Origin of the sequence: Streptomyces sp. ERV7 (assembly GCF_001653515.1) — a bacterium.
Classification (GTDB): Bacteria; Actinomycetota; Actinomycetes; order Streptomycetales; family Streptomycetaceae; genus Streptomyces.
Genome location: NZ_LYOY01000040.1, coordinates 407,178 through 422,332, shown reverse-complemented (window position 1 = coordinate 422,332; position 15,155 = coordinate 407,178). Strand labels below are relative to the sequence as shown.

The 15,155-nt window shown below is 68.7% G+C and carries 13 protein-coding genes; 5 read left to right on the top strand and 8 right to left on the bottom strand.

Translation table 11 applies throughout. The features are described 5' to 3' along the window. Window positions 1–61: 61 nt before the first annotated feature. Together A8W25_RS16385 and dnaB are read right to left on the bottom strand one after the other, a co-directional pair. Window positions 62–1,438, bottom strand: a complete 1,377-nt coding sequence (locus A8W25_RS16385) for a serine hydrolase domain-containing protein (RefSeq protein WP_067164127.1) — start codon at window positions 1,436–1,438, stop codon at window positions 62–64. Window positions 1,439–1,592: 154 nt separating this feature from the next. Continuing rightward, a complete protein-coding gene (gene dnaB / locus A8W25_RS16380; protein WP_067162191.1) occupies window positions 1,593–3,062 on the bottom strand; it encodes a replicative DNA helicase in 1,470 nt (489 codons plus the stop codon). Between the two features lie 441 nt (window positions 3,063–3,503). Between dnaB and A8W25_RS16375 the strand changes: the two genes are divergently transcribed. Next, complete coding sequence (locus A8W25_RS16375) at window positions 3,504–4,841, top strand: MATE family efflux transporter (RefSeq protein ID WP_067162189.1); 1,338 nt, start codon at window positions 3,504–3,506, stop codon at window positions 4,839–4,841. A gap of 207 nt (window positions 4,842–5,048) precedes the next feature. Here the strand turns inward: A8W25_RS16375 and rplI are convergent, their stop codons facing one another. From rplI to rpsF, 4 genes are all read right to left on the bottom strand, one after another. Further along, window positions 5,049–5,495, bottom strand: coding sequence for a 50S ribosomal protein L9 (gene rplI, locus A8W25_RS16370; protein ID WP_067162187.1), 447 nt, complete (start codon window positions 5,493–5,495; stop codon window positions 5,049–5,051). Between the two features lie 18 nt (window positions 5,496–5,513). Beyond that, a complete protein-coding gene (gene rpsR / locus A8W25_RS16365; protein ID WP_005315025.1) occupies window positions 5,514–5,750 on the bottom strand; it encodes a 30S ribosomal protein S18 in 237 nt (78 codons plus the stop codon). 43 nt (window positions 5,751–5,793) lie between these two features. Then, on the bottom strand, window positions 5,794–6,393 hold the full coding sequence (locus tag A8W25_RS16360) for a single-stranded DNA-binding protein (RefSeq protein ID WP_067162185.1): 600 nt from the start codon (window positions 6,391–6,393) through the stop codon (window positions 5,794–5,796). 72 nt (window positions 6,394–6,465) lie between these two features. Then, entirely contained in the window at window positions 6,466–6,756 is a 291-nt protein-coding gene (gene rpsF / locus A8W25_RS16355) for a 30S ribosomal protein S6 (RefSeq protein ID WP_067162183.1), read from the bottom strand. A 270-nt stretch (window positions 6,757–7,026) separates the two neighbouring features. On the opposite strand from rpsF, the gene A8W25_RS16350 reads away from it, so the two are divergent. The 3 genes from A8W25_RS16350 (at window position 7,027) to A8W25_RS16340 (ending at window position 9,690) form a co-directional block, all read left to right on the top strand. Continuing rightward, a complete protein-coding gene (locus tag A8W25_RS16350) occupies window positions 7,027–7,347 on the top strand; it encodes a hypothetical protein (protein WP_067162181.1) in 321 nt (106 codons plus the stop codon). A gap of 124 nt (window positions 7,348–7,471) precedes the next feature. Then, window positions 7,472–8,590: a lipid II:glycine glycyltransferase FemX gene (locus A8W25_RS16345; RefSeq protein ID WP_067162178.1), complete on the top strand. Its 1,119-nt coding sequence runs from the start codon at window positions 7,472–7,474 to the stop codon at window positions 8,588–8,590. Window positions 8,591–8,658: 68 nt separating this feature from the next. After that, window positions 8,659–9,690, top strand: a complete 1,032-nt coding sequence (locus A8W25_RS16340; RefSeq protein ID WP_067162177.1) for an alanine racemase — start codon at window positions 8,659–8,661, stop codon at window positions 9,688–9,690. Between the two features lie 77 nt (window positions 9,691–9,767). Here the strand turns inward: A8W25_RS16340 and A8W25_RS16335 are convergent, their stop codons facing one another. Both A8W25_RS16335 and A8W25_RS16330 read right to left on the bottom strand, forming a co-directional pair. Continuing rightward, window positions 9,768–11,282: a glycosyltransferase family 87 protein gene (locus tag A8W25_RS16335; RefSeq protein ID WP_067162175.1), complete on the bottom strand. Its 1,515-nt coding sequence runs from the start codon at window positions 11,280–11,282 to the stop codon at window positions 9,768–9,770. Between the two features lie 120 nt (window positions 11,283–11,402). After that, entirely contained in the window at window positions 11,403–14,090 is a 2,688-nt protein-coding gene (locus tag A8W25_RS16330; protein WP_067162173.1) for a transglycosylase domain-containing protein, read from the bottom strand. 375 nt (window positions 14,091–14,465) lie between these two features. Between A8W25_RS16330 and A8W25_RS16325 the strand changes: the two genes are divergently transcribed. Then, complete coding sequence (locus A8W25_RS16325; protein ID WP_067162171.1) at window positions 14,466–15,149, top strand: PadR family transcriptional regulator; 684 nt, start codon at window positions 14,466–14,468, stop codon at window positions 15,147–15,149. Window positions 15,150–15,155 lie beyond the last annotated feature (6 nt).

The following is a 15,155-nucleotide window of genomic DNA, read 5'->3' as shown; positions in this document are numbered from 1 at the left end:
CCCGGGGCCAGCCGGCGGCCCCCGTTTCACGTGAAACGGGGGCCATGTTTCACGTGAAACATCAGACCCCGCGCCAGCCCTCGGGGTCGACGCCTCCCGGAACCGCCTCGCCCGGCCCGTACGGCTCCCGGGTGAAGACGAACGACCCGAGGTCGAGATGGCTCACCGAACCGTCCGGACGGCGCACCGCCCGCAGGGTCTCGCCCTTGTAGTAGCCGTTGAGACCGGTCCAGCTGCCATCGGGCCGGGCCTCGAACCTCGCCGCACGACCGGTTCCGCCCAGCGGCTCCAGCGCCACCGTGCCATCGGAACTCAGGCGCAGGCCGTAAGCGTAAGTCCCCCAGTACCAGGGGCCGGTGAGCTCCAGCAGAGCCGGGTCGACCTCGGACAGGGGACGCCACGGCGCGGGCAGCTTCGGCTCGGCCTCGACGACGATCCGGACGAGATCGGCGGCGACCGTGGGGGCGGTCCCCGAGGTGGAGTTGGCGAGTGCGACCGCCCCGACGCCGTCCTCCACGCTGATCCACAGCCCCGCGACGAACCCGGGCAGCGAGCCGGTGTGCCCGGAGAGGGTGCGGTAGTCGTCCTGGCGGGTCAGCTGGACGCCCAGCCCGTAACCGCCCTGCCAGTCCCCCGCCTCGGGCGGAGCGGACGGCGTGCGCATCTCCCGTACGCTCGCGGCGCTGAGCACCCGGTCGTCTCCCTGGGCGAGGAAGGCGGCGAAGCGGCAGAGGTCCGCAGCCGTCGACCAGAGTTGGCCCGCCGGGGCCATGATCCCCAGGTCCTCGGACGGCTCGGGAAGCAGGGCGTCGGCCCAGGGGTGCACGGCCCAGCCACCCGCATGCGGGGCCACCGGCTGCGTGCTCGTCCTGGTCAGACCCAGTGGATCGAGGATCTCGCTCTGCAGAGCCTCCTCCCAGGACACTCCCCGTACGGCCTCGACCAGCGAACCGAGCAGGGTGTAGCCCGGGTTGGAATAGTGGTGCAGCCTGCCGACGGGGTGCAGCAGCGGGTTCTCGCCCAGCACATCGGAGAGCTCGGGTCGCAGCGCCGCCGAGCTCCGCTCCCACCAGGGCGCGGGCGTCTCGGCCGCCAACCCGGCGCTGTGGCTGAGGAGTTGGGCGACGGTCACCTCGCCGACGCCGGTGCCGGGCAGATGCTTCTCCAGCGGGTCTTCGAGGTCCAGCAGCCCCTCGTCCCGCAGCCGCATGACCAGGACGGCGGTGAAGGTCTTGGTGATCGAGCCGATGCGGTACTGGACGTCGGCGTCCGGCCCATGGCCTTCGACCGAGGTGCGCGAGCCCGTCCAGACGATCCGCCCCTCGCGCACCACGGCGGCGACCAGCGACGGCAGCCGCCCCTCGGACTGGGCGACCGCGAGGCGGTGGATCAGCGCGCGCTCGGTACCGGGCAGAAGGTCGGCGGGGGCCGTGGTCATCGGCGGGGCGATCGGCACATACGGGGATGAGGTCATGGCCCCAGGTCTATCCCCGCATCCCACAGCCGTCGACCGGTTTTCCCCCGACACGCGCCGGTCGGCGCGGGCCATACGGTCGAGGCCGTGCGCACGACCCGCGCGTGTCAGGGGCCGATCAGGTCTGTGCCATGTCCACGAAGCGCGAGTAGTGGCCCTGGAAGGCCACCGTGATCGTGGCGGTCGGGCCGTTACGGTGCTTGGCCACGATCAGGTCGGCCTCGCCCGCACGCGGGGACTCCTTCTCGTACGCGTCCTCGCGGTGCAGCAGGATCACCATGTCCGCGTCCTGCTCGATGGAGCCGGACTCACGCAGGTCGGAGACCATCGGCTTCTTGTCCGTACGCTGCTCGGGGCCACGGTTCAGCTGTGAGAGCGCGATGACCGGGAGCTCCAGCTCCTTGGCGAGCAGCTTGAGGTTTCGGGACATGTCCGAGACCTCCTGCTGACGGCTCTCGGCGCGCTTGGAGCCACCGGACTGCATCAGCTGCAGATAGTCGATGACGACGAGCTTGAGGTCGTTGCGCTGCTTGAGCCGACGGCACTTGGCGCGGATCTCCATCATCGACAGGTTCGGGGAGTCGTCGATGTACAGCGGGGCCTGGGAGACGTCCGGCATCCGGCGGGCCAGGCGGGTCCAGTCCTCGTCGGTCATGGTGCCGGAGCGCATGTGGTGCAGCGCGACCCGGGCCTCGGCCGACAGGAGACGCATCGCGATCTCGTTGCGTCCCATTTCGAGGGAGAAGATCACGCTGGGCAGGTTGTGCTTGATGGAGCAGGCCCGGGCGAAGTCCAGCGCCAGCGTGGACTTACCCATGGCGGGACGGGCCGCGATGACGATCATCTGGCCCGGGTGCAGACCGTTGGTGAGCGAGTCGAAGTCGGTGAAGCCGGTCGGCACACCGGTCATCTCGCCGCTGCGGGAGCCGATCGCCTCGATCTCGTCGAGCGCGCCCTCCATGATGTCGCCGAGCGGGAGGTAGTCCTCGCTGGTGCGCTGCTCGGTGACCGCGTAGATCTCGGCCTGGGCGGAGTTGACGATCTCGTCGACGTCGCCGTCCGCCGCGTATCCCATCTGCGTGATCTTGGTGCCCGCCTCGACGAGACGGCGGAGCACCGCCCGCTCGTGGACGATCTCCGCGTAGTACGAGGCGTTGGCCGCGGTCGGCACCGACTGGACCAGGGTGTGCAGATACGAGGCGCCGCCCACGCGGGTGATCTCGCCCCGCTTGACCAGCTCGGCCGCGACGGTGATCGGGTCGGCCGGCTCGCCCTTCGCGTACAGGTCGAGGATCGCCGTGTAGACGGTCTCGTGCGCCGGCCGGTAGAAGTCATGGCCCTTGATGATCTCCACGACGTCCGCGATGGCGTCCTTGGAGAGCAGCATGCCACCCAGGACGGACTGCTCGGCGTCGATGTCCTGCGGGGGGACCCGCTCGAAGCCGGACGAGCCGCCGCCGTCCCAAGACTCGCTCTCGCTGCCCCGGTCGTGCTGGTCGTCGCGGCCGCGGCCCCGTCCCTCGGCACGGCGGGGTCGGGAGACGGGCAGACGGTCACCCGGACCGCTGTCGGCCCAGGGGTCGTCCAAGGGCTCGGGAATGCTCACCGGGCCACCTCCTCCCGTCCGCTCCGCGGACCTAGCCGTGCCACTCTTTCTACGGCACGACACTGACAAAACGAGAGGCCCGACTCCGGTTCCGGCGCGTCGGGCGCCGGTCCACGTTAGGCCCGTCGGCACCGTCAGCCAATCTGGTTATCCACAGGCCATGTGGACGACGGACCAGATGCTGTGGAGAACCCCGCAGAACCTGTGCACGGACCGGGGGACAGCACTGTGGACAAAGTCATAGCCACCCCGCGAACACCAGCCTGACCTGCGGCTTTTCCATCCACCGGCTGTGGGGGAGAAAAACTTTCCCGGCTGGCCCAAGATCACGACAAACGGCGCACAGCCGAACCGCACTCCGGTTCCATGGTAAGGATCACTAAGCCATTGCATCTCTTACCTGTGGAAGATTAGATTGAGTTCATGACACAGGCCCCCGCGGCACCGAGGAACATCCGGCGCCGGCACGACCGCGAGATCGTCTCCCTCGCCGTCCCCGCCTTCGGCGCGCTCGTCGCCGAGCCGCTCTTCGTCATGGCCGACAGCGCCATCGTCGGCCACCTCGGCACCCCGCAACTGGCCGGTCTGGGCGTCGCCGCGGCACTCCTCACCACCGCCGTGAGCGTCTTCGTCTTCCTCGCCTACGCCACCACGGCCGCCGTCGCACGCCGCGTCGGTGCCGGAGACCTGCCGGCCGCCATCCGCCAGGGCATGGACGGCGTCTGGCTCGCCCTGCTGCTCGGCGCGGCCGTCATCGCCGTCGTTCTGCCCGCGGCCCCCTGGTTCATCGATCTCTTCGGCGCGTCCGACACCGCCGCTCCGTACGCCGTCACCTATCTGCGCATCTCCGCACTCGGCATCCCCGCCATGCTCATGGTGCTCGCGGCCACCGGCATCCTGCGCGGCCTCCAGGACACGAGGACACCGCTCTACGTCGCCATCGGCGGCTTCGCGCTCAACGCGGCGCTGAACGTCGGGCTCGTCTACGGAGCCGGCCTCGGTATCGCGGGCTCCGCCTGGGGCACCGTGATCGCCCAGTTCGCGATGGCGGCCGTCTACCTCTCGGTCGTCGTACGGGGAGCCCGTCGGCACGGCGCCTCACTGCGCCCCGACGCGGCGGGCATCCGCGCCTGCGCCCAGGCGGGGGTTCCCCTGCTGGTCCGTACGCTCTCACTGCGGGCCGTCCTGATGATCGCCACCGCCGTGGCCGCCCGTCTGGGCGACGCCGACATCGCCGCCCACCAGATCATCCTCTCCCTGTGGAGCCTGCTGGCGTTCACCCTCGACGCGATCGCCATCGCCGGGCAGGCCATCATCGGGCGCTATCTGGGGGCCGAGGACACCGAGGGCGCCCGTCAGGCCTGTCGGCGCATGGTGGAGTGGGGTATCGCCGCCGGGGTGGTGCTCGGCCTGCTGGTGGCCGTCGCGCGGCCACTGTTCATCCCGCTCTTCACCGGCGACCACACGGTCCAGGACACCCTGCTGCCCGCACTCCTCGTCGTCGCCGTCTCCCAGCCGATCGCGGGCGTCGTCTTCGTCCTCGACGGGGTGCTCATGGGTGCGGGCGACGGCCCCTACCTGGCGTGGGCGATGCTGCTGACCCTCGCCTGCTTCGCCCCGGTGGCACTGCTGGTTCCGACGCTCGGCGGCGGGCTCACCACGCTGTGGTGGGCGATGACCCTGATGATGACCGTTCGCATGCTGACGCTGTGGCTCCGCGCCCGCTCGGGCCGCTGGCTGGTGACGGGCGCGACGCGCTGAGGACCGGTTCGCGGCACTGAGGACCGGTTGAGGATCAGGCGCGGACCGGTCCCGACCGATGTTTCACGTGAAACCAGACACTCGAAGCGAAGCGCGAAGCACGGCACCCGAAGTACGGCGTTTCACGTGAAACATCGCGTGCCACCAACGGCGAAGGGCCGCACCCCAGGGGGTGCGGCCCTTCTTATGCTCTGCTGAGCGATGCCCTTAGGCGGCGACGACCTCGACGCCAACCTTCGCGGCAACCTCGGCGTGCAGACGCACCGACACCTGGTGCGCGCCCAGGGTCTTGATCGGCGAGCCGAGCTCGACGCGGCGCTTGTCCACGTCCGGGCCACCGGCAGCCTTGATCGCCGCAGCGACGTCGGCCTGGGTGACGGAGCCGAAGAGACGGCCGGCGTCGCCGGAGCGAACAGCCAGACGCACCTTCACGCCCTCGAGGCGGGCCTTGATCTCGTTGGCCTGCTCGATGGTGGCGATCTCGTGGATCTTGCGAGCACGACGGATCTGCTCGACGTCCTTCTCGCCGCCCTTGGTCCAGCGGATCGCGAAACCACGCGGGACCAGGTAGTTGCGAGCGTAGCCGTCCTTGACGTCGACGACGTCGCCAGCGGCACCGAGGCCAGAGACCTCGTGGGTGAGGATGATCTTCATTTTTCGGTCACCCTTCCCTTATCGCGCGGTGGACGTGTAGGGCAGCAGCGCCATCTCACGGCTGTTCTTCACGGCCGTGGCGACATCACGCTGGTGCTGCGTGCAGTTGCCGGTAACGCGGCGGGCACGGATCTTGCCACGGTCGGAAATGAACTTCCGCAGCATGTTCGTGTCCTTGTAGTCCACGTAAGCGGTCTTGTCCTTGCAGAAAGCGCAGACCTTCTTCTTAGGCTTGCGCACAGGCGGCTTCGCCATGGTGTTTCTCCTGTGTGATCAAGAAGTGGGGGTACGGGCTGCCCTAGAAGGGCGGCTCGTCCGAGTAGCCACCGCCGGAGCCGCCGGAGCCGCCGGAGCTTCCGCCCCAGCCGCCACCGCCGCCACCCTGCTGCTGGCCACCGCCGGCCGGCGCGCTGGAGGCCCAGGGGTCGTCGGCGGGAGCGCCGCCGCCCTGGGAGCCACCACTGGGGGCTCCGCCCCAGTTGCCGCCACCCTGCTGCTGGCCACCGCCGCCGTACCCACCCTGGCCACCGCGACCGCTGGTCTTGGCGACCTTGGCCGTGGCGCTCTTCAGGCTGGGGCCGACTTCCTCGACGTCCAGCTCGTAGACCGTGCGCTTGACACCCTCACGGTCCTCGTACGACCGCTGCTTCAGCCGGCCCTGCACGATGACGCGCATGCCCCGCTGAAGGGACTCGGCGACGTTCTCCGCCGCCTGACGCCAGACCGAGCAGGTCAGGAACAGGCCTTCGCCGTCCTTCCACTCATTGGTCTGCTTGTCGAAGATGCGGGGAGTGGACGCGACACGGAACTTCGCGACCGCCGCACCCGAGGGGGTGAAGCGCAGCTCGGGGTCGTCGACGAGATTGCCGACGACCGTGATGACGGTCTCGCCTGCCATGGATGAACCTCTCGGCGGGGATTGCTGGCTGCTGTGTTGCTACTCGGAACCCGATGACTTCTGAGCGGAAGCTCAGTGAGTCTCGGGACGGAGGACCTTGGTCCGGAGGACCGACTCGTTCAGGTTCATCTGACGGTCGAGCTCCTTGACGACCGCAGGCTCGGCCTGGAGGTCGATGACCGTGTAGATGCCCTCGGGCTTCTTCTTGATCTCGTAGGAGAGACGACGACGGCCCCAGGTGTCGACCTTCTCGACCTTTCCGTTGCCCTCACGGACGACGGAGAGGAAGTTCTCGATCAGGGGGGAGACAGCGCGCTCCTCCAGATCGGGGTCGAGGATGACCATCACCTCGTAGTGACGCATGTGGAACCCACCTCCTTTGGACTCAGCGGCCACGGTCGTTCCGTGGCAGGAGGGTCGTGATGCGTAAGCAACGGTATCCGCCACCACTGACAATCCCGCTCCGAGGAGGGGGACCGCGTCGTGGCCAGGGCAGACACCGGTGCAGACCGTACAGAGTACCTGCACACCCGCTTCCGGTTGAAATCCGGCGGTCAGGGGCCGCAATCTGTACACATCGGGTGTGCGCGGCGCTACCCTTCGCCGCGTTCCGCTTCCGCCAGGAGGTGCCCCATGGCACAGGCAATGCGATCGAACTCGTCCGTCGTCTCTCTCCTCGCCACCGACGGCAGGCCCCATCCCCTTCAGGACGCCTTCATGGCGGTGACCGTCGTGCTGGGCGCGCTGGCGTTCACCACCGCGTTCTTCCACAACCTGCACCTGCTCAGCTCCTGGGCGGGCCTCATCGGGATCCTCACCGGTGCGTACGGACAGTTCATCTCGGAGACCACCCGCGAGCGGTTCCTGCTGATCCTCGGGCTCGGCGCCTCCGCGGTGGGCTTCTTCCTGGGCATGGCCCACGGCGGCCTCTTCGGCGGCGTGGTCGGCGGCTGAGAGCACCCCGCACCCACCCAGGGTCCGTACAGCCATCCGGGGCGCTCCCCGGGCGCAGTAGGCTTCGGCGCGAGAGCCGGAGCCCCTGTACCCATGGGGACACACCTGCCGAGGAGCGCCCCGCATGAGCCTGACCCTGAGGACCATCAGCCGAGAGCAGCATCTGGCGTACATCCAGAGTCTGCCCGCGGCTAGCCACTGCCAGGTCCCGGCGTGGGCTGATGTGAAGACCGAGTGGCGCTCGGAGAACCTCGGATGGTTCGACAAGAACGGCCAGATGGTCGGCGCCGGTCTGGTGCTCTACCGCCAGCTGCCGAAGATCAAGCGGTACCTCGCGTATCTGCCCGAGGGTCCGGTCATCAACTGGTACGCCCCGAACCTCGACGACTGGCTGCAGCCGATGCTGGCGCACCTCAAGCACCAGGGCGCCTTCTCGGTGAAGATGGGGCCGCCCGTCGTCATCCGGCGCTGGGACTCGGCCGCCATCAAGTCCGGAATCCAGGACCCGGACGTCAAGCGTCTGCGGGACGTCGAGGCCACCCACATCGAGCCGCGCGCCTTCGAAGTCGCCGACCGGCTGCGGAAGATGGGCTGGCAGCAGGGCGAGGACGGCGGCGCGGGCTTCGGCGATGTGCAGCCGCGCTATGTCTTCCAGGTGCCGCTCGCCAACCGCTCGCTCGACGATGTCCTCAAGGGCTTCAACCAGCTGTGGCGCCGCAACATCAAGAAGGCCGAGAAGGCCGGCGTCGAGGTCGTCCAGGGCGGCTACGAGGACCTGGCCGAGTGGCAGCGGCTGTACGAGATCACCGCTGTCCGCGACCACTTCCGGCCGCGCCCGCTCTCGTACTTCCAGCGGATGTGGACGGTCCTCAACAACGAGGACCCCAACCGGATGCGGCTCTACTTCGCGCGGCACAACGGCGTGAACCTGTCTGCGGCCACGATGCTCGTCGTCGGCGGCCACGTCTGGTACTCCTACGGCGCCTCCGACAACATCGGCCGTGAGGTCCGGCCCTCGAACGCGATGCAGTGGCGGATGCTGCGGGACGCGTACGCCATGGGTGCGACCGTCTACGACCTGCGCGGCATCTCCGACTCGCTCGACGAGACCGACCACCTCTTCGGTCTCATCCAGTTCAAGGTGGGCACCGGCGGCGAGGCCGTCGAGTACGTCGGCGAGTGGGACTTCCCGCTGAACAAGCTGCTGCACAAGGCCCTCGACATCTACATGTCGCGGCGCTGATGGTTGCGTAATCTCGTCTCTCATACCTCTGTTACACCGCAGCCACCAGAAAGGTTCCGGATCCGGCCATGGCGCTCTCCCTGTACGTCGACACCGCTCGCTGGCGGGCGCACCAGAAGTCCGTGGTCGACCAGTTCCCGGGCATCGTCCCCGTCTGCAAGGGCAACGGCTACGGCTTCGGCCACGAGCGGCTGGCCGAGGAGGTGAACCGCTTCGGCTCCGACGTCCTGGCGGTCGGCACCACCTACGAGGCGGCCCGCATCAAGGACTGGTTCGGCGGGGACCTGCTGGTGCTCACGCCGTTCCGCCGGAGCGAGGAGCCGGTGCCGCTGCCGGACCGCGTCATCCGCTCCGTGTCGTCCGTGGACGGGGTGCACGCCCTGGTGGGCGCCCGCGTGGTCATCGAGTGCATGAGCTCGATGAAGCGGCACGGCATCAAGGAGGAGGAGCTCGGCATGCTCCACTCCGCCATCGAAGACGTGCGCCTTGAGGGTTTCGCCCTGCACCTCCCGCTCGACCGCACCGACGGCTCCGACGCGGTGGAGGAGGTCATCGGCTGGATGGACCGGCTGCGCGCCGCCCGGCTGCCGCTGCACACCATGTTCGTCAGCCATCTGCGGGCCGAGGAGCAGGCGCGGCTGCAGCAGCAGTTCCCGCAGACCCGCTTCCGCGCCCGGATCGGCACCCGGCTGTGGCTCGGCGACCACGAGGCGACCGAGTACCGGGGCGCCGTCCTGGACGTCACCCGGGTCGCGAAGGGGGATCGTTTCGGCTACCGCCAGCAGAAGGCCGCTTCAGACGGCTGGCTGGTCGTGGTCGCCGGCGGCACCTCGCACGGCGTCGGCCTGGAGGCTCCCAAGGCTCTGCACGGGGTGATGCCGCGTGCCAAGGGCGTCGCCCGGGCCGGTCTCGCGACCGTCAACCGCAATCTGTCGCCGTTCGTCTGGGACGGCAAGCAGCGCTGGTTCGCCGAACCGCCGCACATGCAGGTGTCGATCCTCTTCGTCCCGTCGGACTCCCAGGAGCCGCGCGTGGGCGACGAGCTGGTGGCCCATCTGCGGCACACGACCACGCAGTTCGACCGCCTGGTCGACCGCTAGGCGACGGCGTCACCGACCGGACATGACGAAGGGCCCCCGCCACCGGCGGGGGCCCTTCGCGTCGCTTCCCGGCCGCCCTAGGCGCCCGGCCTCCGCGTGCCCCACTCCACCAGGGGCCCCTCCACCAGGGGAGCCGCGTGGCGGGGCGGATGCGCGGCCTGCCCCAGGACGAAGACGTCCCCGGCCCCGTCGAGAACGCCGCCGGACGGGTCGTCCGAGCCGTCGCGCCGTACGACGTCCCGCTCGGGCATCATGATGTCCCGCACGATCACCGCGCACAGGTAGAGCGTCGCCAGCAGATGGGCGGCGATGGCCAGTTGGTAGCCCTCCGGCGGCAGCCCCTGGTGCTTTTCGCCGCTCATCGTGTACGCGAGGTACATCCAGATCCCGAGGAAGTAGACGACCTCCCCGGCCTGCCAGATCAGGAAGTCCCGCCAGCGCGGCCTGGCCAGAGCGGCCAGCGGGATCAGCCACAGTACGTACTGCGGTGAGTAGACCTTGTTGGTCAGGATGAACGCGGCGACGACCAGGAAGGCGAGCTGCGCGAAGCGCGGCCGGCGTGGCGCGGTGAGCGTCAGCGCCGCGACACCGGCGCACAGCAGCACCATCAGCAGTGTCGCCAGGTTGTTCACCGTGTCGACGTCCAGGGACTTGCCGGTGCGCTGCGAGATGATCAGCCAGAACGAGCCGAAGTCGACGGACCGCTCCTGGCTGAACGTGTAGAACTTCTTCCAGCCCTCGGGCGCGAGCAGCATCACCGGCACGTTCACCAGTAGCCAGGCGGCCGCCGCCCCGAACACGGCCGCCCCGTACTCCCGCCACTTCCCGGCCCGCCAGCACAGGAACAGCAGCGGTCCGAGGAGCAGGACGGGGTAGAGCTTGGCGGCCGTCGCGAGCCCGATGAGGATGCCGAAGGCGAGCGGGCGACTGCGCGACCACATCAGCATGGCGGCGGCCGTCAGGGCGATGGCGAAGAGGTCCCAGTTGATCGTCGCGGTGAGCGCGAAGGCGGGCGCCAGGGCGACCAGCAGGGCGTCCCAGGGTCGGCGCCGGTGTGTGCGCGCGACGCAGACGGCGATGACGGCCGTGCAGACCATCAGCATTCCCGCGTTGACCATCCAGTAGATCTGCTCACGGTGCTGCGTGCTGCCGCCGGACATCCATGAGACCGGCCAGGAGGCCACCTCCATGAACAGCCCGGTCAGCACGGGGTATTCGAGGTAGTCCATGTCGCCGGAAAGCCGGTCGAAGTAGGGCACCTTCCCGTCGGCGAAGCCCCGGCCCACGTACAGGTGCGGGATGTCGGAGTAGCAGGCGTGGGTGTACTGGGAGTTCACGCCCCGGAACCAGGCCCACTCGTAGCAGGGGGCCTTCTGTGCCATACCGAGGGCGAACATGCCGATCGCGACGAGAGCGATCACCCGGACAGGGGTGAGCCAGTGGCCCGCCCCCCAGGCCCAGCGGCCCATGGGGCCGCCCAGCAGCTCGCTGCCGGCCGCGGCGACCTCGTCCTGCTCAGTGGGCCGTACGACGGGTTCGTCGGGCTGCGCACGCCGGTCCTCGTACGCGCGGGCACTGGTCTCGCTCGTCATGCCGCACATCCTGCCGTACACCTCTGTGGAAATGCCGAGGGGCGATGTTTCACGTGAAACACCATGCCTGGTTTCACGTGAAACACCGCCCCTGACGCTCAGCCGCGCGCGCCGGGCCCGCTAACCGGTGGGCCCTCCGAAGATGTTCCCCTGGCTGGCGTTGCCCGGTTTGGATCTAGTGGGTGACGGGCTGCCGCTGGGGCCGCTGGTGTCCCCGGTGGTGGTGCCCTGGTCGGTACCCGCGTCGGTGCCCGCGTCCGTGCCGCCGGGACCCCCGGGGCCGCCGCAGTTCCAGTCCCACTTGCCACAGGACTTGGTGGGCTTCGGGGACGGCGACGGCGTCAGCGACGGGGTGGGCGAGGGGCTCCCGGAGGGCGACGGCGAGCCGGACGGCGACGGGGACGGGGTCGGGCTGGGCGACATGCCGCCGCCGTACACCTTGTCGCCGATCGCCTCGGGCGTCGGGAAGTCGACGGCCGGTACGCCGTTCAGCGCCTGGTCCATGTAGTCGTGCCAGATGGTCGACGGGAACGACGCACCATGGATCTTCTCCTGGCCGCCGGTCCCGAACATCTTCAGGAACTCGCGCTTCTTGTTGGTCTCGTTGTCGTCGAGGCGGTACATGCTCACCGCGGTCGACAGCTGCGGCGTGTAGCCGACGAACCAGGCGGACCGGTTGCCGTCGGTGGTACCGGTCTTGCCCGCCACCTCCCGGCCGCTGAGCTTGGCGTTGGTGCCGGTGCCCTTCTCCACGACGTTCTTCAGGACGTCCGTCACGTTGTCCGCGATCGCGGCCGAGAAGGCGCGGGTGGCCTTGTCGTCGTGCTGGTAGACGGCCCGGCCGCGCTTGTTGACCTTCTCGACCGAGTACGGGTCGTGGTGCATCCCGCTGGTGGCGAAGGTGGAGTACGCGCCGGCCATACGGATCGCGCTGGGGGAGGAGGTGCCGATGGAGAACGACGGCACGCTCGACGAGGCCAGGCTGTCCTTGCGCAGACCCGCGGCGAGGGCGACGTCCCTCACCTTGTCCGTGCCGACATCCATGCCGAGCTGGACGTAGGGCGTGTTCGCGGACTCCTGCATCGCGTACCGCAGGTCGATGGCGTAGCTGGGCTTGTTGTACGACTCATTGCCGTCGTTGGTCTGCAGCCACTGCTCGCCCTTCTCGTTGGTCCACACGCTCCCGTCGTAGTTCTTGATCTTCAGCTTGTTCATGCCGCTGTAGATGCTCTTCGGGGAGACCGGGGTCCGCTCCGACTCGCCCTGGTCCTTGGGACCCTTCGGGTCGCGCTTGCCGTACTCCATGGCGGCGGCCAGCACGAACGGCTTGAAGGTCGAGCCGACCTGCGCACCGGTCTGGTCGGCGTTGTTGGTGAAGTGCTTGGTCGCGTCCTCGCCGCCGTAGAGCGCCTTGATGGCGCCGCTCTTGGTGTCCACCGACGCCGCGCCGAACTGGACGAACGTGTCGTACTCCGGGCGCTTCTTCGGGTCGATGTTCTTCTTGCGGACCTTCTTCACCACGTCTTCGAGCGCCTGGACCTTCTTCTTGTCGAAGGTCGTGTGGATCTCGTAGCCGCCCTGGTCCAGGTCACCGGCGGTGATGCCCTGGGTGTTGTTGTTCACGAAGTACGCCTTGGAGAGGCTGACCAGATAGCCGATCTGCCCGCTGAGCTGCGCGTTCTTCTTGGGCTTGTCCGGCATCGGGAAGGTCTTGTACTTCGCCCGCTCCGCCGCGCTGAGGTGGCCGTCCTTCACTTCCTCGTCGAGGATCCAGGCCCACCGGTTCATGGCGTTCTTGGTGTTCTGCTGCGGAGTGGCCGCCGGGTCGATCTCGGTGGCGCCGGCCGGGTCGAAGTAAGTGGCGCCCTTGAGCAGCGAGGCGAGGAACGCGCACTGGCTGGCGTCGAGGTTCTGGGCGTCCTTGCTGTAGTACGTGCGGGCCGCAGCCTGCAGACCGTAGGCGCCGCGCCCGTAGTAGGCGGTGTTCAGATAGCCCGCCATGATCTCGCTCTTCTTCTTGGTCGCGCCGACCTTGATGGAGATGAAGAGCTCTTTGAACTTACGGGTCAGTGTCTGCGACTGGTCGTCGAGCCGGGCGTTCTTCACGTACTGCTGGGTGATCGTGGAGCCACCCTGCGTGTGCCCGCCCTTGGCCATGTTCACCAGGGCGCGCGCGATGCCCTGGGGGTCGACGCCGGAGTCGGTCTCGAAGGTCTTGTTCTCCGCCGAGATCACCGCGTACCGCATGGCGGCCGGAATCTTCTCGTACCCGATGATCTGCCGGTTGACCTCGCCACCGGTCGCGACCATCTGGGAACCGTCGGACCAGTAGTAGACGTTGTTCTCGGCAGTGGCCGCCTGTGCCACGTTCGGGACGCTCACCGACCAGTAGGCGATGCCGATCACGATCACCAGCGTGCTGAGGAAGCCCAGGCACAGCCCGCTGACCAGCTTCCAGGAGGGCATCCAGCGCCGCCACCCGCGCTTGTTGAAGCGCGGGTAGTCGATGAACCGCTTCTTGCCGGGCCGCCGGTTTCCCGGGCCCGTACCGCCGCGGCGCCCGCCCGGACCCGCCGGACCGCCACCGCCGGGCTCGGCCGCTCGTCTGCGCCCGCCCCGCTGGGCGGCCCGCCGCGCCTCGGCGCGACCACCCGCCGGCCGCTGCTCTCCGTACGAGCCGGAGGGGGACTCCGTGACGGAGTCCCGGGCGGGGGCCGCGCGGCGGCCGGACGGCTGCTGGGCAGCCCGCCGGGCCGCGGCCCGACCGCCGCCTTGCGATTCCGGCGGTTTGCGACGGTGCTCGCTCATCGAACGACTACTCCTCGGGCAGGCGAGTGCGCCTGGAAGCGACTGGTGAGTTCCGGTCCCCCCGACAGACGGACCAGCCCTGCGACAAGCTCGTCCGCCGTGCACCCGGTATGCCGATGGCGCGGTACGCGCCGACGCCCCCTGACGTCACTCGGCTCCCGGTGGTCTGCATGCCGCACAGACTACGCACGGTCAAAACCAGCCTAGGGCCGAAGTTCACCCCAAATCAGGCAACTTGCATCCAACGAATTGACGATGTGACGCCGTTCACGATGACCCCTCTTGTCGCAGGGGCGACACCGTTCTATCGTCAGGATGTATCGAGTCGATACATCAGCACGGCATAAAGGTCCGCGGCGGCAGAGGAGGCGAAGGTTGAGCAGACGCTCCGGCATCCTCGAATTCGCCGTACTCGGCCTGCTTCGCGAGGCCCCGATGCACGGGTACGAGCTGCGCAAACGGCTCAACACCTCACTGGGGATCTTCCGGGCCTTCAGTTACGGGACCCTCTACCCCTGCCTCAAGACGCTGGTCGCGAGCGGCTGGTTGATCGAGGAACCGGGCAGCGCTCCCGAGGACGCTCTCGCTGCTTCACTCGCAGGGCGCCGGGCCAAGATCGTCTACCGGTTGACGGCCGAAGGGAAGGAGCATTTCGAAGAACTGCTCTCCCACACCGGTCCCGACACCTGGGAGGACGAGCACTTCGCGGCACGTTTCGCCTTTTTCGGGCAGACGGAGCGCGAAGTGCGGATGCGCGTGCTGGAAGGTCGTCGCAGCCGGCTGGAGGAGCGCCTCGAGAAGATGCGCGCCTCCCTGGCCCGTACGCGCGAGCGCCTGGACGACTACACGCTTGAGCTGCAGCGGCACGGCATGGAGTCCGTGGAGCGCGAAGTGCGCTGGCTGAACGAGCTCATCGAGAGCGAGCGGGCGGGGCGGGATCAGCGATCCGGCCCGGCCACCGGCTCCGCTCAGCAGGACCACACAACAGGAGAGACGGGCGGCCTGCCCCGGCATCGGGACAGTACCCGGCCGGATCCGTCCGAGGACACCGCCAACTGAAGGCCC